Annotated in this window: 19 protein-coding genes; 16 read left to right on the forward strand and 3 right to left on the reverse strand. The window is 47.8% G+C overall.

Annotation, left to right across the window (positions count from 1 at the left end; genetic code table 11):
* Positions 1–738: tetratricopeptide repeat protein (locus G9F75_RS15470; protein ID WP_167409215.1), on the forward strand; the 738-nt coding region annotated here is incomplete at its 5' end.
* Between the two features lie 134 nt (positions 739–872).
* Positions 873–995, forward strand: coding sequence for a hypothetical protein (locus G9F75_RS20145; protein ID WP_258030523.1), 123 nt, complete (start codon positions 873–875; stop codon positions 993–995).
* Between the two features lie 187 nt (positions 996–1,182).
* On the opposite strand, the gene G9F75_RS15475 is transcribed toward G9F75_RS20145, so the two are convergent.
* On the reverse strand, positions 1,183–2,778 hold the full coding sequence (locus G9F75_RS15475) for a PucR family transcriptional regulator (protein WP_167409216.1): 1,596 nt from the start codon (positions 2,776–2,778) through the stop codon (positions 1,183–1,185).
* A 179-nt stretch (positions 2,779–2,957) separates the two neighbouring features.
* Here G9F75_RS15475 and G9F75_RS15480 point away from each other — a divergent pair, with 179 nt between their 5' ends.
* The 6 genes from G9F75_RS15480 (at position 2,958) to yunB (ending at position 8,763) form a co-directional block, all read left to right on the forward strand.
* The gene (locus tag G9F75_RS15480; protein ID WP_014418803.1) at positions 2,958–4,322 is read left to right on the forward strand and encodes an allantoinase; all 1,365 of its coding nucleotides are present in this window, start codon (positions 2,958–2,960) and stop codon (positions 4,320–4,322) included.
* Positions 4,323–4,393: 71 nt separating this feature from the next.
* Positions 4,394–4,747 (forward strand): YunG family protein, encoded by a 354-nt coding sequence (locus tag G9F75_RS15485; RefSeq protein ID WP_007408736.1) that lies wholly within the window; start codon positions 4,394–4,396, stop codon positions 4,745–4,747.
* A 26-nt stretch (positions 4,748–4,773) separates the two neighbouring features.
* Entirely contained in the window at positions 4,774–5,625 is an 852-nt protein-coding gene (locus tag G9F75_RS15490) for a DUF72 domain-containing protein (protein ID WP_014418802.1), read from the forward strand.
* A gap of 19 nt (positions 5,626–5,644) precedes the next feature.
* Complete coding sequence (locus G9F75_RS15495) at positions 5,645–6,466, forward strand: sulfite exporter TauE/SafE family protein (protein WP_007613562.1); 822 nt, start codon at positions 5,645–5,647, stop codon at positions 6,464–6,466.
* A 17-nt stretch (positions 6,467–6,483) separates the two neighbouring features.
* Positions 6,484–7,878 carry a bifunctional metallophosphatase/5'-nucleotidase gene (locus G9F75_RS15500; RefSeq protein ID WP_014418801.1) on the forward strand — a complete coding sequence of 465 codons (1,395 nt, stop codon included), beginning with the start codon at positions 6,484–6,486 and terminating at the stop codon, positions 7,876–7,878.
* Between the two features lie 126 nt (positions 7,879–8,004).
* Positions 8,005–8,763 (forward strand): sporulation protein YunB, encoded by a 759-nt coding sequence (gene yunB / locus G9F75_RS15505; RefSeq protein WP_110124332.1) that lies wholly within the window; start codon positions 8,005–8,007, stop codon positions 8,761–8,763.
* A gap of 37 nt (positions 8,764–8,800) precedes the next feature.
* Here the strand turns inward: yunB and lytH are convergent, their stop codons facing one another.
* Positions 8,801–9,778: an L-Ala--D-Glu endopeptidase gene (gene lytH / locus G9F75_RS15510; RefSeq protein ID WP_032876720.1), complete on the reverse strand. Its 978-nt coding sequence runs from the start codon at positions 9,776–9,778 to the stop codon at positions 8,801–8,803.
* Positions 9,779–9,980: 202 nt separating this feature from the next.
* Here lytH and lipA point away from each other — a divergent pair, with 202 nt between their 5' ends.
* The 4 genes from lipA to G9F75_RS15530 all read left to right on the forward strand — a co-directional run bounded on the left by lipA (position 9,981) and on the right by G9F75_RS15530 (position 12,634).
* Entirely contained in the window at positions 9,981–10,877 is an 897-nt protein-coding gene (gene lipA / locus G9F75_RS15515) for a lipoyl synthase (protein ID WP_003151923.1), read from the forward strand.
* Positions 10,878–11,094: 217 nt separating this feature from the next.
* Entirely contained in the window at positions 11,095–11,370 is a 276-nt protein-coding gene (locus G9F75_RS15520; RefSeq protein WP_003151928.1) for a YutD family protein, read from the forward strand.
* 25 nt (positions 11,371–11,395) lie between these two features.
* Complete coding sequence (locus tag G9F75_RS15525) at positions 11,396–11,830, forward strand: DUF86 domain-containing protein (RefSeq protein WP_017419457.1); 435 nt, start codon at positions 11,396–11,398, stop codon at positions 11,828–11,830.
* A gap of 33 nt (positions 11,831–11,863) precedes the next feature.
* Positions 11,864–12,634, forward strand: a complete 771-nt coding sequence (locus G9F75_RS15530) for a TIGR01457 family HAD-type hydrolase (RefSeq protein ID WP_110124331.1) — start codon at positions 11,864–11,866, stop codon at positions 12,632–12,634.
* A gap of 27 nt (positions 12,635–12,661) precedes the next feature.
* Here G9F75_RS15530 and G9F75_RS15535 read toward each other — a convergent pair whose 3' ends face one another.
* Positions 12,662–13,162 (reverse strand): phosphatidylglycerophosphatase A family protein, encoded by a 501-nt coding sequence (locus G9F75_RS15535; protein WP_003151934.1) that lies wholly within the window; start codon positions 13,160–13,162, stop codon positions 12,662–12,664.
* 153 nt (positions 13,163–13,315) lie between these two features.
* Between G9F75_RS15535 and cotNH the strand changes: the two genes are divergently transcribed.
* From cotNH to thrB, 4 genes are all read left to right on the forward strand, one after another.
* Positions 13,316–14,332 carry a spore coat-associated protein CotNH gene (gene cotNH / locus G9F75_RS15540; protein ID WP_031304103.1) on the forward strand — a complete coding sequence of 339 codons (1,017 nt, stop codon included), beginning with the start codon at positions 13,316–13,318 and terminating at the stop codon, positions 14,330–14,332.
* A gap of 201 nt (positions 14,333–14,533) precedes the next feature.
* Positions 14,534–15,835 (forward strand): homoserine dehydrogenase, encoded by a 1,302-nt coding sequence (locus tag G9F75_RS15545; protein WP_007613551.1) that lies wholly within the window; start codon positions 14,534–14,536, stop codon positions 15,833–15,835.
* Positions 15,835–16,893, forward strand: coding sequence for a threonine synthase (thrC, locus tag G9F75_RS15550; protein ID WP_014721762.1), 1,059 nt, complete (start codon positions 15,835–15,837; stop codon positions 16,891–16,893). Before G9F75_RS15545 ends, thrC begins: the two co-directional genes overlap by 1 nt.
* Entirely contained in the window at positions 16,890–17,819 is a 930-nt protein-coding gene (thrB, locus tag G9F75_RS15555) for a homoserine kinase (protein WP_014418794.1), read from the forward strand. Before thrC ends, thrB begins: the two co-directional genes overlap by 4 nt.
* The last annotated feature ends 79 nt before the right edge of the window (positions 17,820–17,898 follow it).

Raw genomic sequence — 17,898 nt, forward strand, 5'->3', positions numbered from 1 at the left:
CATGATGAAATTGAGAGAGCGGAGTTTCATTTTAAACTGGCTGAAGCATATTACGGTATGAAACAAAGCCACGTCTCCATGCATCACGTAAAGCAAGCGCTCGATATTTACGATCAGTATGAGTTGTATAAGGTCCGGAAAATTCAATGTCTATTTGTCATATCAGGGAACTATGTAGACTTTAAACGTTATGAAAAAAGCTTGCCGCATTTAGAGAAAGCTTTAGAGTTGTCGAAACAAGTAAACAATAATGAAAGGCTGCTCAGTTCTGCTTATTACAACATAGGAAAGAATTACGGAGACTTAGAAGAATACAATAAAGCTGAAATCTACTTAAAAAAAGCAGCGGAGATATCTGAGAAGTATAAATTGGGTAACCTTCCGCATTCCTTGTTTACATACGCAAAGCTTCTATTTAAACAAGGGAAAACAACCGAGGCGATTCAAATCAGCAAAAAGGGACTTTCATCAGCGATATTTCAAGGAGATAAGCTGTTTGAATCTCTGCAAAAATATTTGGAGGCTTTATATATTAATGCAATAGACCAAATGGGAATTAAAAAAACAATTGATTACCTTGAGAAAAATAAAAACTATTCGTATGTAGAAGATATTGCTCTTGATACGGCTGCTGTTTATGCAGAGTCAAAGCAATATGACAAATCTTATTTTTATCATCAAAAAATGATTCAAACGCAAAAACAAATTCAGAGGGGAGAATGCCTGTATGAATTTTAGAAAAGGCGTATTTATCATTGTGTCGGCTGTCGTTTTAATGTCAGGGGTCGGTCTAGCAACATCGGCTGTTTCATTTGATGGATCATATCAAGTTTCGTCTGATCGTAATCAAACCTAAGAAGGAGAGTGCCAGTATGAAAAAAAGCATCTTCATTATTATGGGTCTGTCGTTATCTTTGATATGCGGATTGGGTGTGAACACAGTGGAAAAAACACATGATACCTTTCAAACTGCTTCGGATCGTTTTCAGACTTGAACAGCAAAAGCCTTTTCTTCGGGAAAGGCTTTTTTAGTTTAGATTAGAGTCTGCTGAAAATCATAACTAACGGCTGATGATATCAACGGAAACAGATTTTGATGGCAGCATTTTGAGAATGTAGCTGAATGAATCCCCCTTAAATAGGATGCGGGAGAACACCCGCATCCGTGTCTCTAACTATTTCTTAACCGATCAGCCGCTGCATTCTCAGCGCGAGCCGCAGGCGCATCGTCGTTTCCGGATCTTTTAAGCTTTTGCCGAGCAGTTCCTCGCATTTTTCTAAACGATAGATCACCGTATTTCGATGGACGTACAGGCGCTTAGCCGTTTCTGAAATCTGGCAGTGGGTCTCCAGATAAACAGACAGCGTATGAAGCAGGCTCTGGTCCTCCTTTTGCCGGTCGGCCAGGCTTTGGAGGGTGGCTTCGTAAAACTTTTTCACATCTTCCGCCGGAAGCAGGCGGAGCAGCTCCGGCACGTCTTTGGCATGATAGATTTGAATAAACTCCGCGCTTCTGGACAAATGCCCGGATGAAATGGCGTCTGAAGCCTCGGTAAAAGCGTCAGGGACGTCGATCAGCTTTTGGCATATGTTTGAGATGCCGAAGGAGACAGTCCGTTTAAACTGCGTCCGGACCTGCTTTTGAAACTGCTCCAAAAAGCTGATGACAGACGCGTGCATTTCATTCCAGCTGTCTGTCGCTTCAATTAAAAGAATACCGACATTTCCTTTAATAAAGAGATGAGGGGGAAACGGAAAGGATGACAGCTCTCCTTCAAGCAGATCAAATACATGATCGGAAACGAGCTGATTTTCGGTAAAGCTGATCGTATTCTCATTTCGGTCAAGTTTTCCGCAAATGCACATGTATTTCTGATCCCAGCGGAGCCGGAATTCTTTGGCGCGGCTTTTGATTTCTTCATGGCCGGTAAACGAGCGGTCGATGAAATTGCTGAAAAATTCATTGCGCGCCCGTCTGCCGAATTGTTTGACGGCATTTTCTTTCAGCAGTTCAAAGGAAATGACGTTGGCCGCCTGTTCAATTGTCAAAATCATGCCTTTATCAGCGGTCTGCACCAGCTCCGGAATCACCAGATAACCGCAGTTTTTTTCAACATTCAGAATCGGAAGGACAGAATACGCCTTTCTGTCAGACAGCATGGAAAAGCAGGTGAAATAAGGCCCGGAAAGGGAATAACAGATGTTTTTCAATACAGACGTGTCAATGGGTATGCGGTGGGACGATGATAAGAGTTTTGTATGCTGATCCAAAAGCAGCACGGGAAGCCGGAGAATGTCTGAGAGCTTCTTAAGCAGGGATTGAAGCCCCTTGCCGCTCATGATGTGGTTTGTGAATTTTTTATGGGCGTAAATGGCCTGCTGCAGCTCATTTGAACGCATATCAAGAATATGGCTCAGTGTGGCGTTGACGATATCTCCGAGCCTGATGTCTTCCGGCAGCTCAATAATCGGAAATTCATACCGGTCGGCAAGCTCCGCAACATCTTTCGGAATGACATTAAGATAACGTTTCGTTTTGATCCCCAGTCCCGCGCAGCCCCGTTTTGCCATGAGGCGGATCAAATCTTTCAACAGCTGCGGGCGGTCCTTCAAGTGGTAAGCCGTGGTGACGAGCAATTCGTTTTTATGTAAAAAATCAGCGATGTCCGGCGCATCCATCATGTTGACGTGCTGCACCTCCCTCCAGCCGCCGGATTTGCCTGCGATTAATGCGGCCCGCTCATAAGCGGGAATCTTCATCACATCATAAATATTCATCAGTCAATCTCCTTTCAGGTTCTAAAGACAACCATTGGTTAATATGAATAAAAATCATCAAAAATTATAGCGGTTTTGCTGATGTATTACGATCATAGTAGCAGTAAACTGGCAATCATAGACGCATGTTGTGATAAAAACTGACAGAAAATCGTCATCCTTACAGGGAGGAAGATAAAATGGCCTATGACGTAATTGTAAAGGGTGCGAAAGCTGTGCGAAAAGGCGGAACAGAGCGGGTTGATATCGCCGTCAAGGACGGGAAAATTGCCTTAATCGGGCCCGGCATTGACGAAAAGGCGGAACAAGTGGTGCAGGCGGACGGCATGTATGTGTTTCCGGGAGCGGTCGATTGTCACGTGCATTTCAATGAACCCGGCCGCGAAGAATGGGAAGGCATTGAAACCGGCTCAAACATGCTGGCTGCCGGCGGCTGTACGTCTTATTTTGATATGCCGCTTAACTGCATCCCTTCGACGGTAACTGCTGAAAACCTGCTGGCAAAGGCGGAAATCGCCGAACGAAAGTCAGCGGTTGATTTTGCGCTTTGGGGCGGTTTGATGCCCGGATATACCGAACATATCCGGCCGATGGCAGAAGCGGGGGCAATCGGGTTTAAAGCGTTTCTGTCTAAATCGGGAACGGATGAATTTCAATCAGCCGATGAACGGACTCTTTTAAAGGGAATGAAGGAAATCGCGGCGTGCGGCAAGGTTTTGGCTCTGCACGCAGAAAGCGACGCCCTCACCCGATTCCTTGAAGCCGAGTACGCGCTCCAAGGGAAAATTGATGCCCGCGCTTACGCTTCCTCACGTCCGGAAGAGGCCGAATGCGAGGCTGTGCAGCGGGCGATTGAGTATGCAAGAGCGACGGGATGCGCGCTTCATTTTGTACATATCAGCACGAAACGGGCCGTGCTCTCCATTCAGCAGGCGAAAAAAGACGGATTGGATGTCACCGTTGAAACGTGTCCGCACTACTTATTATTCAGCTTTGAAGACTTCCTCAAAAAAGGGGCGGCTGCCAAATGCGCTCCGCCGCTCCGCTCAGAGGCTGATAAAGAGGAATTGATCGGGGTTTTGGCTGAGGGCCTGATTGATATGGTGTCTTCGGATCATTCTCCCTGTCATCCGTCTTTGAAACGCGAGGATAATATGTTTCTGTCGTGGGGCGGGATCAGCGGAGGCCAATTTACGCTTCTCGGCATGATTCAATTAGCGATCGATCATGGGATTCCGTTTGAACATGTGGCCCGATGGACGGCCGAAGCACCGGCCGAGCGCTTCGGTTTAACGAATAAAGGACGGCTTGAAGAAGGATTTGACGCTGATTTTGCCATTGTTCGGCCGGAACCTTTTACCGTCACAAAAGAAACGATGTTTTCCAAACATAAGCAAAGCCTGTATGAAGGCCGCACCTTTCCATACCGAATTGCTGCGACCTACAGCAAGGGGCGCTGTGTGTACCAGGATGGCGGTCGTAAGCAGAGCGGGGCTTTCGGAACATTCCTGAAGCCTTCTGAAATAAAAGAGCCGATTCTCTGATGAGAATCGGCTTTTTTTGTCGTTTGGAAAGCGGGTCTCGTGGTATCTTTTTATAAAAAGGAGTAAACACATTGTATGATCAAATCTTGAACATATTAACGGCATCGTGGTCGCGCAAGACTAGTACAAAATGGACGGAAGATTGCCCGGCCAAAGGCCAGTGCGGCGTGACGGCTTTAGTCATCCAAGATGTTTACGGCGGTGACATTCTCAAAACAAAAACCGGCACAAGCTGGCATTTTTATAACCGAATAGACGGGGAGATATATGATTTCACGAGCGGTCAGTTTTCAGAGCCGATCGTCTATCAGCACATTCTTTCTTCCAGAGATGAGGCATTTTCGGACACCAATGAACATCAATACCGGTTCCTGAAAAGTGCATTCAGAAAAAACATGGAAACGGAAAGAGAAAAACACCTGTGATAAACTAGAGTGAGAGGTGAAGGATTGTGATTTATATCGGACTGACGGGGTGGGGGGATCATGACAGCATCTATCCGCCTAAAACGGCGGGCCCGCAAAAACTGCAGGCGTATTCCTCCCATTTTCCCATCGTTGAACTGGACGCGAGCTTTTACGCGATACAGCCCGCCCGCAATAACGAAAGATGGGTCAAAGAGACGCCGGAATCTTTTCAATTTGTCATTAAGGCATATCAAGGAATGACGGGCCATCAGCGCGGCGATATTCCCTTTGAATCGAAGGAAGAAATGTTTGAGGCGTTTAAGCTGTCATTATCGCCGTATATAGAGCATGGAAAGCTTGCCATGGTGCTGTTCCAATTCCCGCCGTGGTTTGACTGCAAGAAAGAAAACGTCGCATATTTAAGATGGTGCAGGCAGCAGATGGGCGATATTCCGTGCGCGCTTGAATTCCGCAACCGGTCTTGGTTTTCCCCGCCATTTTACGAGCAGACGCTTTCCTTTATGAAGGAGGAAGGCTGGATTCACAGCATATGTGACGAGCCGCAAATCGGCGAGGGCAGCATTCCGACCGTCCTGAAAGCAACGGATGAAGAAAAAACGCTTGTCCGTTTTCACGGACGGAACAAGCAGGGCTGGATCAAACCAGACGGCGGACAAAACTGGCGTGAAGTCAGATATTTATACCGCTATAACAAACAGGAGCTCAAAGATTGGAAAAACAATCTTCAGGAGCTGAAAAAGCAGTCGCGCAATCTGTATGTGCTCTTCAACAATAACTCAGGCGGAGACGCCGCCGATAACGGGCTTGAGATGCTTGAAATGTTAGATATCTCATATACCGGGCTTGCTCCGAAGCAGCTCGACCTATTCAGCTAGAAAAGAGGTTTCAAGACACATGTCTTATCTTATTTTGATCATATTAGGATTTATCGCGGGAACGGTCGGCAGCCTGATCGGGCTTGGGGGAGGAATTATCATCGTGCCGGCGATGCTCTATTTAAGCACGATGACTCCGTTTTTTCATGACGTAACACCGCAGACTGCCATCGGCACGTCCCTTTTGGTGATTATTTTTACGGGCCTGTCATCAACTCTGGCCTATATGAAATATAAAACCGTTGACTACAAAAGCGGACTGATCTTTTTTATCGGCTCCGGCCCGGGAAGCATCATCGGCGCGTATTTGTCTAAACTTTTTAATGCGCATACGTTTTCCGTCTGGTTCGGACTTTTTATGATTTTGATTTCCATTACATTAATGCTGAAGGCGAAAGCAAAACCGGTCAATAAAGCGCATAAAGGCATGATCCGGACATATGAGGATGAATCGGGTGAGCTTTATACATATTCGTACCGTATTTTCACCGGTATCGTGATTGCCTTTTTCGTCGGTTTATTGGGCGGTCTTTTCGGCATTGGCGGCGGCTCTCTTATGGTTCCGGCCATGATGCTGTTATTTTTGTTCCCGCCGAAAGTGGCTGTGGCGACGTCAATGCTCATTATTTTCTTATCCTCCGTGACGGGTTCCGTGTCACATATCGCAGAGGGCCATGTCAATTGGCTGTATGCGCTGTGCCTCGTTCCGGGCGCGTGGTTCGGCGGCAAAATGGGCGCGTGGGTCAATAAGCGGGTGCAGACGAAAACGATCGTGCTTTTCATGCGGGTCGTCTTGATTTTGATCGGCTGTGAATTGATTTATCAAGGGATATTCAGCTAAAAGGTAGGAGAGATGGTATGTTAGAGAAGCTCCGTTTATATCATACGAATGATTTGCACAGCCATTTCGAAAATTGGCCGAAAATCGTACATTATATTGAGCAGAAGAGAAATGAACATGAAAAAGACGGGGAGGAAACACTCGTATTCGACATCGGCGATCATATGGACCGATTTCAAATGATAACGGAAGCGACCTTCGGCAAAGCGAATGTCGACTTGTTAAATCGGCTTGAGATCGATGCGGCTGCCGTCGGGAATAATGAAGGAATTACGCTGCCTCACGATGAGCTGGCGGATTTATATACCCATGCCGCGTTTCCCGTCATTGTGTCCAACCTGTTTGACGCAGACGGACAGCGGCCGGAATGGGCCGAGCCCTACGTGATTAAAACGCTGAAAAACGGGATGACCGCCGGCATACTCGGCGTCACGGTGCCGTATTATCCCGTCTATCAAAAACTCGGCTGGACGGTGACGGATGCGGAAAAAAGCATTCAAGAATCACTTGACGATATCAAGGGCAAAGCGGATATCATCATTCTGCTTTCTCATTTAGGCTTGATCGATGACCGGGCCGCAGCGGAAAAATTTCCCGACATCGATGTCATTCTTGAATCACATACGCACCACCTTCTTGAGGACGGACAGGACATAAACGGTGTATTGCTTGCATGTGCGGAGAAATACGGGAACTATGTCGGCTGTGTCGAGCTGACGATAGAAAGTGAATCACGAACCATTGTCAGCAAACAGGCATCTGTACAGAAAATGGCTGATTGGCACGGGGAATCTGAAGATACGGCGGCTTTTCTGAAAGAGAAAGAACGGGAAGCGGAAAACCTGCTCTCCGAACAAGTCGCCAATCTGAATGAAGAAGCCGGCGTGAAGTGGTTCGAGGAATCGCCGCTCCCGCTTCTATTAGCCGAAGCGCTGAAAAGCTGGTGCGGCTGTGAAGTCAGCATGGTGAATTCAGGCGTCATTTTGGGGCCTTTACAGAAGGGGCCTGTCACAAAGCTTGACCTGCACCGCATCTGCCCTCATCCGATCAATCCGGTGGCCGTTCGTCTTTCAGGCAGGGAACTCCAGGAAACAATCAGCCAGGCCGCCTCGGAACAAATGGAGCAGCTGCGGATAAAAGGTCTCGGCTTCCGCGGGGAAGTGATGGGCAGGATGGTATATGCCGGAGCGGAGGCAGAGGCCGGCATTCTTGAAGACGGTGTGACGCATCTCCTCAATGTGAAAGTGAACGGAGAAGAGATTGATCCGGAGCGGATATACTCGGTTGCCGTTCTCGATATGTTTACACTCGGAAAGCTGTTCCCTTACATCCGCGATTCAAAAGAAAAACAATACTTTATGCCTGAGTTTTTAAGGGATCTGCTCGCCTGGAAGCTCGCGCGGCAGCCGTAATGTCGTATAGCTGCCCGCCGTTCCATCTCATTCGAGTAAAGGTAAGCGGGACTTTTTAAGAGTAAAAATAAAATACTATGTCCCCTCTTACAAGCATACATTGTGATATGTAAGGGGGGATTTTTCTTGCCTAGATACCGGAGCGCTCTTCGCAAGAGAGGGCCTTTGCCTTTTCGATATGTGCTTCTTCTGTCGTTTGCTTTTTTTATCATATCGACGGTCATCAGCCTTTGGATGATCAACTCCTCAATCAAACCGGTGCTGATGAACATAGGAGAAATGGAAACCAAACGGGTGGCGACAGAGGTCATTACGGAATCCATTGAAGAATACATGTCTCACAGCGACAATGTGAAAGATATGGTCGATATGAAAACGGATGAAAACGGAAAAGTCACAACGATGGATTTTAATACACAAATGGTCAACAGCATGAAGGCGAAAGTGACAAAGCAGCTTCAGGCTCATCTGAAGGAAGCGGAGTCGAACAATAAGCAGCATGAAACGGAAAAAGACGCGAAAACGGCCGATGAAATTATGATTAGCATCCCTTTAGGGCAGGTCACGGGAAACAGCATTCTCGGAAATCTGGGGCCGAAAATCCCCGTGCGCTTTAACCTGATCGGCGATGCGTTAACTGATGTGAAAACAAAAATAAAGCCGTACGGCATTAACAATGCCCTGATCGATATCAGCATCTTTGTGGAAATAAAAGTGAAGGTCATTATTCCGTTTGCCAGTAAGACATCAGTCGTGACAAATAATATTCCGGTCTCCATTAAAGCGATTCAAGGAGAGGTGCCGCAGTTTTATAACGGAAGCGGCGGGTCAGGTGTGACGCCTTCCGTCCAGCTGCCGAATGAAAAACAGAAGAAAGATAAATAAAAACACACAGCCGCAATCTTTCCTGGCGGCTGTGTGTTTACTTTTTCCTGCGGATTTCTTTTCGTTCCCATGCCCTTAAATGAGGATACGGGTCAAAAGACCATTCCGATCTGCCGTTATCTTTATACATCCCGTAGTGAAGATGCGGCGGAAATTTTCCCGCGGTGCCCGGCGGTCCGTATCCGGAACTGCCGACAGAGCCGATCACCTCTCCGGGTTTGACGATCTGGCCTTTATGCACACCTTTTGCAAAGCCGTTCAGGTGAGCGAAGTAGTGATACGTGTTATTGATATCCCTGATGCCGATTCTCCAGCCGCCGAAACGGTTCCAGCCCTTCATTTCAACAATACCGTAGCAGGTCGATCTGACGGGGAGCCCGTAATGAGCGAACAGATCCGTTCCTTCGTGAATCCGGCGCCCGCCGAAACCCCGTGCGGCGCCCCATGTGCTGCGGTAGCTGTAGTCCGTCTTCACGGGAAGCGGAAAAGCGTGCTCTCCGAGATCAAGGCGGCCGAACGTTTTAAACAGTGTCATGAATTCGGTGATAATGCCGACCGTCTGATCACGGCGGTAATAATTCCAGAGGCCGATGCGGATATGGTCAAGATCCGTTCCGAATCCCGCTAAATACTGAGCAAATGTATAAAGGATATCCTCATCATTGCTTACCTCGGCTTTTCCGTCGCCGTCGCCGTCCAGGCCGATCCCGTCAAATACTTTAATGCTGAGGGGCGCATCGTCCTTAGGATTTGGATTTTCAGGGCCGCTCCACAAATGATCCGGAATATAAATGCTGATGATTCCCGCTTTTTCCGGCAGATCCTTTCGGTTCGAGCGGACATTTTCTTCATATTGGTCAACCGCCGCAAGCACATACCAAGGAATCTGCGTGACTGCTTCGGCTTTGCGGTACAACTGCATCCGTTCGCCGTAAACAGGAGCCGATTGTTCTTTCCCGCTTGCAGCCGGACAGAAAACTGATAAAAGGAGAAGAGCAGATAACAGAACTTTCACAACATGATCTCCTTTCAGGATTGAATACAAATAGTTTGCGGCAACAATCCGAGAAAATGTAAGTAATTCTCTTCCCTTGTCGAGAAATTTTTCCTATGTTAAAGTGACTATTGAATAGAAATCCGCAAGTTTTATATCCATCGTGAAATAGAAATTTTTCGCACACGAACATGAATAAAGGGATAATGGAGATGATGGGGAAATGGCAAAGAAAGACGAGCATCTGAGAAAGCCGGAATGGCTCAAAATAAAGCTGAACACGAATGAAAACTATACGGGTCTGAAAAAATTAATGCGTGAAAATAATCTGCATACCGTATGTGAAGAAGCAAAATGCCCGAACATCCATGAATGCTGGGCTGTCAGACGTACGGCGACGTTCATGATTCTCGGTTCCGTCTGTACGAGAGCATGCCGCTTCTGCGCTGTAAAAACGGGTCTGCCGACTGAGCTGGATCTGCAGGAACCGGAACGCGTAGCTGATTCCGTCGCGCTGATGAATTTAAAACACGCCGTCATCACGGCCGTCGCGCGCGATGATCAGAAAGACGGCGGAGCAGGCGTCTTTGCGGAAACGGTCCGGGCGATCCGCAGAAAAAGCCCGTTCACGACAATTGAAGTGCTGCCATCCGATATGGGCGGAAATTACGACAACCTGAAAACATTAATGGATACCCGTCCTGATATTCTGAACCACAACATTGAAACCGTCCGCCGCCTGACACCGAGAGTCCGGGCCCGCGCAACATATGACCGTTCTTTGGAATTCTTGCGCCGTGCGAAAGAAATGCAGCCTGACATCCCGACGAAATCAAGCATTATGATCGGTCTCGGCGAAACGAAGGAAGAAATTATTGAAGTGATGGACGACCTGCTTGCGAACAATGTCGACATCATGGCGATCGGCCAATACCTGCAGCCGTCGAAAAAACATTTAAAAGTCCAAAAATATTATCATCCCGACGAATTTGCCGAACTGAAAGAAATCGCAATGCAAAAAGGCTTCAGCCACTGTGAAGCAGGCCCGCTTGTCCGTTCTTCCTACCATGCGGATGAACAAGTGAACGAAGCGTCTAAAAAACGCCAGGCCCAAGCATAAGATAAGCCGAAAAAACCCAAAACGCCGCAGGTTTTGGGTTTTTTGTGATGGAGCTTTTTGTGCAGGGAAAAAGTCATTCTTGAATAAGGATCGTCTGAACCGCTACACTGGATATAAAGAGGAAAAATTCTCCGTCCGTCCGAACCGTCTCATTTTGCAATTGATGGACAGAAGTCAATGAATTATGATAGTAAAGAGTGATAAAAGAGGTGAAGACATGATTCTTATTCAAAATGCCGAGTTTGAACTCGTACACGATTTTAAAAACGGCTTTAATGAAGAAGCGTTCAAAGCCCGCTATTCGGACATATTAAATAAATATGATTACATTGTGGGAGACTGGGGATACAGTCAGCTGCGGCTCAAAGGCTTCTTTGATGACCAGAATCAAAAAGCAACCTTTGAAACGAAAATCAGCACATTGGACGAATACATTTACGAATACTGCAATTTCGGCTGCGCGTATTTTGTTTTAAAACGAATCAGAAAATAATTGATGCAGAAGGGGATGCTGTCACGTGTATTTTGTTGACAGAAATAATATCGAACAAACACTCCGTTTTTTTGAGACCCAGCTGGCGCTGTTTGACAGCACGCCTGCATGGCAGAGCGAAATCGAAAAAAGGGCGCTTGAGCGGATCAGCCATCTTATGATCGAATGCATTCTCGATGTCGGAAATGATATGATTGACGGCTTTATCATGCGCGATCCGGGGAGTTATGACGACATCATGGATATTCTGACGGATGAAAAGGTGGTAGCTGAGGATGAAGGAAATAAGCTGAAGCAACTGATCTCTTCCAGAAAGCAGCTTGTCCAGGAATATCAGCATGCCGACCATCAGGAGCTGTTAACGCTGATCACGTCAAACAGGGACGTGCTGAAAGCCTTTCCGGCCCGTGTAAGAACCTACCTGGAAACAGAATTAGGGCCTGTTTCCGCATTTAAATAACAACGAGTGAGAAAATCCACAGGAGTGTTGAGTATGAAGGATTATAAAGGATATTTGATAGATTTGGACGGCACAATGTACAACGGGACGGAAAAAATCGAAGAAGCGTGTGAATTCGTGAGAACGCTTAAAGCGCGCGGCATTCCGTATTTATTCGTGACGAACAATTCTTCCCGGACGCCGAAGCAGGTGGCGGACAAGCTGATGAGCTTTGACATTCCGGCATCTGAAGAGCAGGTCTTCACGACGAGCATGGCGACTGCGCAGCATATCGCCCAGCAGAAAAAAGACGCGTCGGTATATGTGATCGGCGAAGAAGGCATCCGTCAGGCCATTGAAGAAAACGGGCTGAGCTTGGGAGAAGAAAACGCGGACTTTGTCGTTGTGGGAATCGACCGCGGCATTACATATGAAAAGTTGGCAACGGGATGCCTTGCGATCAGAAACGGCGCCCGGTTCATTTCAACAAACGGCGACGTCGCCATTCCGACTGAAAGAGGGCTTTTACCAGGGAACGGTTCGCTCACATCCGTTTTGACGGTGTCAACGGGCGTTGAGCCTGTCTTTATCGGCAAGCCTGAATCCATTATTATGGAACAGGCGATGCGTGTGCTCGGAACGGATATTTCCGAAACACTCATGGTCGGCGATAACTATGCCACGGATATTATGGCCGGCATCAATGCGGGCATGGATACGCTGCTGGTTCATACCGGAGTGACAAAGCGTGAGCATATGGAAGATTACGACCAGAAGCCGACATATGCGATTGACTCTTTAACCGAATGGATTGAACATCTATAAAAAAAGGGACGGCCATGACGGCCGTCCTTATTCTGTATTTCTGGCGCTGTGAGCAAGCCGGCTTGAAGCCGCTGCTGCGATTGCGCCGACGATATCATCAAGAAACGTATGGCATTCGCCCGTAGATTTATCATTTAACCGCCCGAGAATGCCGGGTTTTTCTTTGTCAATGTAGCCGTAATTCGTAAAGCCGATTGAGCCGTATATATTCACGATAGAGAAGGCGAGCACCTCGTCAACCCCATACAGGCTTTCATCAATCGCCAGAATGGTCTGAAGCGGTTCAGACAGCTTTTTTTGTTCGGCGAGCACATCTAATTCTATTCCCGTTAAAATGGCGTTTTGCACCTCGCGTTTTGCGATGACACGGTCCACATTGAGCCTGCATACCTCCATCGTCAAATCAGGATGATATTTTTTTTGAAGGAAATACACCAGCTCGGCAATATCGTCCGTCTCAACCCCCCGTTCTTTTAAACGCGCCCTGGCGACAGCTTCCACCTGATTCAGTTGTTCCTTTTCTGACATTTGCTTCACCCAATCTTTTTTTACTAGTTTATACAACATCCTTCCGATGTGTACGATGTTTCTCCACTTATTCAAAGGATTACAATATGTATTCATAATTCCGCCGGCGTATGACTACGATGTGAATAGCTCTAATTTTTCAGGCAGGTGATTATGATGAAAAGCATCATTAAAGAAAAGTACGGCATCCACGTCAGACAGCTCTCCGTTTATCAGAAATACCAATGCTTCCAGACGCCCAATTCCTTCTTTCTTATTATTCCCGTCTCCGGGTTTTCGCAATCAGAGCTGACGGAGCTTTACTACATGAGTCAGTATTTACAAGAACAAAGTGACCCATACGTTTCAGTGTTTATCTTTACGAAGGAAGGAGAACTGACCTTTGAGGACGAAGGCAAAACGTATGCGCTCTTAAAAGCGCCGATTCCCGTCTCAAACCGGTCGTTTTCTGTCGGAGGGGAGCTTGCCGAATTTCACAGAAAAGGGCGGGGTTTTCCGTACGAAGTGAAAGAAGCGGGCAGGATCGGCCAATGGAAGGACTTATGGGGAAAACGGGTGGATCAGCTGGAATCATTCTGGATGCAGAAAATTCATATGTCTCCGCTTGAACCGTTCGAAAAGAAAATGATCGAAGCATTTCCTTATTATTCAGGCTTAGCGGAAAACGCCATTCAATATTTAGTGGATACGGAGCTGGATGACAATCCCGGCGCAGAGGACTCGGGGACAATCTGCCATCAGCGGATGGAACGGGATACCTGGTCGGAGGAATCATTGATCCGCATTCCGGGCGATTGGGTATTCGACCATGCCGCCCGTGATATTGCGGAATATATGCGCAGCACATATTTGTATCATCGTGACGACCTGCTCAAAAATGGGTTTTTGTTTCTGCAGGAATATGAGCAAGTTACGCCGTTATCCTCCTTTTCCAAGCGCCTGTTTTACAGCCGCCTGCTGTTTCCGCTCCATTTCTTCGAGACGGTGGAGAGCTATTACATTTCTCATGATTCTGAAAAACAGTTTTACGAACAGCAGCTTGACTACATTCTTGCCGACTGCACCCGCTATGAACAGTTTTTACAGACATGTCACGACATGATGAATGTCAGGTCGGCGCAGGTTTTTGTCCCGCCTGTGGCGTGGCTCGGAAAAGGAATCAGTTCGTAAGAAAATATGACGTAAAAATATTTAGAAAATAGGGAATCTTGTCATATCAGTGTGTTAAGCGTTTTCATAGCCGAAGAAACAATATTCAGCCGCTTGTCAAAACAAATGCGGGCTTATATAATATTTGTAACTTAAATGTCTGTGAAGGGTTAACAATTGTCCTTTTCTAGTGGACAAAAGGAAGAAAGGTGGAGTTTCTCTTTGGAAGCGATTCGTATTGGACTGTTAGGACTGGGAACCGTGGGAAGCGGAGTCGTCAAAATTATACAAGATCATCAGGATAAGCTTATGCACCAGGTCGGCTGTCCGGTGACGATCAAAAAAGTGCTAGTTAAAGATATTGATAAAAAACGAGACGCAGACCTGCCGAAAGAAGTGCTGACGACAGAAGTCTATGATGTAATCGATGACCCTGAGGTCGACGTGATTATTGAAGTCATCGGCGGTGTCGAACAGACGAAGCAATATCTTCTTGATGCCTTGAAAGCGAAAAAACATGTTGTGACCGCAAATAAAGATCTGATCGCCGTATATGGCTCAGAGCTTTTAGCCGCCGCAAAGGAAAATGGCTGTGACTTGTATTATGAAGCGAGTGTCGCCGGCGGAATCCCGATTTTACGCACGCTCGAAGAAGGCCTTTCCTCTGACCGGATCACAAAAATGATGGGAATCGTCAACGGAACGACGAACTTCATCTTAACGAAAATGATTAAAGAAAAAAGCCCGTATGAGGAAGTGCTGAAAGAAGCGCAGGATCTCGGATTCGCGGAAGCGGACCCGACCGCCGATGTAGAAGGGCTCGATGCCGCGCGCAAGATGGCGATTTTAGCCCGTCTCGGCTTCTCTATGGACGTTGATCTGGACGATGTCAAAGTAAAAGGAATTTCCCGGATCACGGATGAAGACATCAGCTTCAGCAAACGGCTCGGCTATACGATGAAGCTGATCGGCATCGCCCAGCGTGATGACAATAAAATCGAAGTCAGCGTTCAGCCGACACTGCTGCCGGATCATCATCCGCTCTCTGCGGTGCATAACGAGTTTAATGCCGTTTACGTGTACGGAGAAGCCGTCGGCGAAACGATGTTTTACGGCCCCGGAGCCGGAAGCATGCCGACTGCGACATCGGTCGTTTCCGATCTGGTCGCGGTCATGAAAAACATGCGTCTCGGCGTAAACGGAAACAGCTTTGTCGCCCCGCAGTTTGAAAGAAATCTGAAGCAGCCGTCTGATATCTATGCCCAGCAGTTTTTAAGAATTCACGTCAAAGACCAGGTCGGCTCTTTTTCAAAAATCACATCGGCCTTCTCAGAGCGCGGCGTAAGCTTTGAAAAAATTCTGCAGCTGCCGATCAAAGGCCACGACGACCTCGCGGAAATCGTCATCGTCACGCATCACACATCGGAAGAAGATTTCAGCGACATTCTGCAAAACTTAAATGACCTCGAAGTCGTACAAGAAGTAAAAAGCACATATCGCGTAGAAGGGAACGGTTGGAGCTAATGTGGAAAGGACTCATCCATCAATATAAAGAATTTCTGCCGGTGACGGATCGGACGCCGGCCCTGACATTGCATGAAGGCAACACGCCGCTGATTCACCTGCCGAAGCTTTCTGAAAAGCTCGGAATTGAACTGCATGTGAAAACAGAGGGCGTTAATCCGACGGGGTCCTTTAAGGACCGCGGCATGGTCATGGCGGTCGCCAAAGCGAAAGAAGAAGGCAATGATACCATCATGTGCGCCTCTACAGGCAACACATCCGCGGCGGCTGCGGCATACGCGGCGAGAGCCGGCATGAAATGCATCGTCATCATCCCGGACGGAAAAATCGCCTTCGGAAAACTTGCGCAGGCCGTCATGTACGGTGCGGAAATCATTGCGATTGACGGAAACTTTGACGACGCGCTGGCCATCGTCCGGTCAATTTGCGAAAAATCACCGATTGCATTAGTGAATTCAGTAAACCCTTACCGGATTGAAGGGCAAAAAACAGCGGCCTTTGAAGTATGCGAACAGCTCGGCGGAGCGCCGGACATTCTGGCGATCCCGGTAGGAAACGCCGGGAATATCACGGCCTACTGGAAAGGGTTCAAAGAATACCATGAGAAAAACGGCACCGGACTTCCGAAGATGCGCGGTTTTGAGGCGGAAGGTTCTGCGGCTATCGTCCGCGGCGAAGTCATTAAAAATCCAGAGACCGTTGCGACGGCAATCCGAATCGGGAATCCTGCCAGCTGGGACAAAGCGGTGCTCGCTGCGGAAGAATCAGCCGGAAAAATTGATGAAGTCACAGATGAAGAAATTCTTCACGCTTATCAGCTGATTGCCCGTGAAGAAGGCGTGTTTGCCGAACCAGGCTCCTGTGCATCCATCGCCGGCGTTTTGAAACAGGTGAAATCCGGTGAAATTCCAAAAGGCAGCAAGGTTGTCGCAGTTTTGACCGGAAACGGCCTGAAAGATCCGAACACGGCTGTGGACGTTTCTGACATAAAACCGATTACGCTGCCGACAGATGAGGACAGTATTCTGGAATACTTAAATGGAGCGGCGCGTGTATGAATGAGGCGGAGATGCTGTTTTCCATTACGGTTCCGGGAAGCACCGCCAACTTAGGGCCTGGGTTTGATTCCGTCGGGATGGCGCTCAGCAGATATTTGAAGCTTTCGGTTTTCCGAAACGATGAATGGCAGTTCTCGGCGGAAACCGAAACTGTCGCGGGCATCCCTCAAGGAACGGACAACCTCATCTACCAAGTCGCCAAACGGACGGCTGACCGCTATCAGAAAGAGCTGCCGCCCGCCCATGTCAAAGTGTGGAGTGACATCCCCCTTGCGCGGGGTCTCGGAAGCAGCGCGGCCGCTATCGTCGCCGCCATTGAGCTTGCGGATGAGTTATGCGGCCTGCAGCTGTCGGAAAGTGACAAGCTGCACTTAGCCAGTCTTGAAGAGGGGCACCCTGATAATGCCGCTGCTTCCCTTGCAGGAGGGCTTGTGATCGGCCTTCACGAAGAAGATGAAACACATATCGTGCGTGTTGCCGAAGCGGATATCGACGTTGTGGCAGTGATTCCGTTTTACGAAGTTCTGACCAGGGACGCAAGAGACGTGCTCCCGAAAGAGCTGCCGTACCGGCACGCCGTTAAAGCAAGCGCCGTCAGCAACCTTCTCGTTGCTGCGATCATGTCAAATGACTGGGCGCTCGCCGGGAAAATGATGAGAAAAGACATGCTCCATCAGCCGTACCGCGCCATGCTTGTTCCTGAGCTTTCAAAGGTGGAACATGCGGCCGAAATGAAAGGCGCTTACGGAACGGCGCTGAGCGGAGCGGGACCGACGATTCTTGTTCTGATTGAAAAAGGAAAGGGAGAAGAGCTGAGAAAACAGCTTTCTGAGCATTTCCCTCACTGTGAGATTGCGGCGCTTACCGTCCCGTCAGAAGGAAGCGTAATTGAACGGAATCCTTTAGAGCAGGTGAAAAGTGTATAATGATAAAAAAGCGTTCTTCCCATCAGAGAAGGACGCTTTCTTTTTCTGGAGAAGGATTTTTATTTAGGGAAGCGAAATA

Origin of the sequence: Bacillus sp. EKM208B, from assembly GCF_011800725.1 — a bacterium.
GTDB classification, from domain to species: domain Bacteria; phylum Bacillota; class Bacilli; order Bacillales; family Bacillaceae; genus Bacillus; species Bacillus velezensis.

Coding starts and splice junctions, on each gene's coding strand:
- G9F75_RS20145 (WP_258030523.1), top strand. CDS start 873: ATGAAAAAAAGCATCTTCATTATTATGGGTCTGTCGTTATCTTTGATA.
- G9F75_RS15475 (WP_167409216.1), bottom strand. CDS start 2,778: ATGAATATTTATGATGTGATGAAGATTCCCGCTTATGAGCGGGCCGCA.
- G9F75_RS15480 (WP_014418803.1), top strand. CDS start 2,958: ATGGCCTATGACGTAATTGTAAAGGGTGCGAAAGCTGTGCGAAAAGGC.
- G9F75_RS15495 (WP_007613562.1), top strand. CDS start 5,645: ATGTCTTATCTTATTTTGATCATATTAGGATTTATCGCGGGAACGGTC.
- G9F75_RS15500 (WP_014418801.1), top strand. CDS start 6,484: ATGTTAGAGAAGCTCCGTTTATATCATACGAATGATTTGCACAGCCAT.
- lipA (WP_003151923.1), top strand. CDS start 9,981: ATGGCAAAGAAAGACGAGCATCTGAGAAAGCCGGAATGGCTCAAAATA.
- G9F75_RS15520 (WP_003151928.1), top strand. CDS start 11,095: ATGATTCTTATTCAAAATGCCGAGTTTGAACTCGTACACGATTTTAAA.
- G9F75_RS15530 (WP_110124331.1), top strand. CDS start 11,864: ATGAAGGATTATAAAGGATATTTGATAGATTTGGACGGCACAATGTAC.
- G9F75_RS15535 (WP_003151934.1), bottom strand. CDS start 13,162: ATGTCAGAAAAGGAACAACTGAATCAGGTGGAAGCTGTCGCCAGGGCG.
- cotNH (WP_031304103.1), top strand. CDS start 13,316: ATGATGAAAAGCATCATTAAAGAAAAGTACGGCATCCACGTCAGACAG.
- thrC (WP_014721762.1), top strand. CDS start 15,835: ATGTGGAAAGGACTCATCCATCAATATAAAGAATTTCTGCCGGTGACG.
- thrB (WP_014418794.1), top strand. CDS start 16,890: ATGAATGAGGCGGAGATGCTGTTTTCCATTACGGTTCCGGGAAGCACC.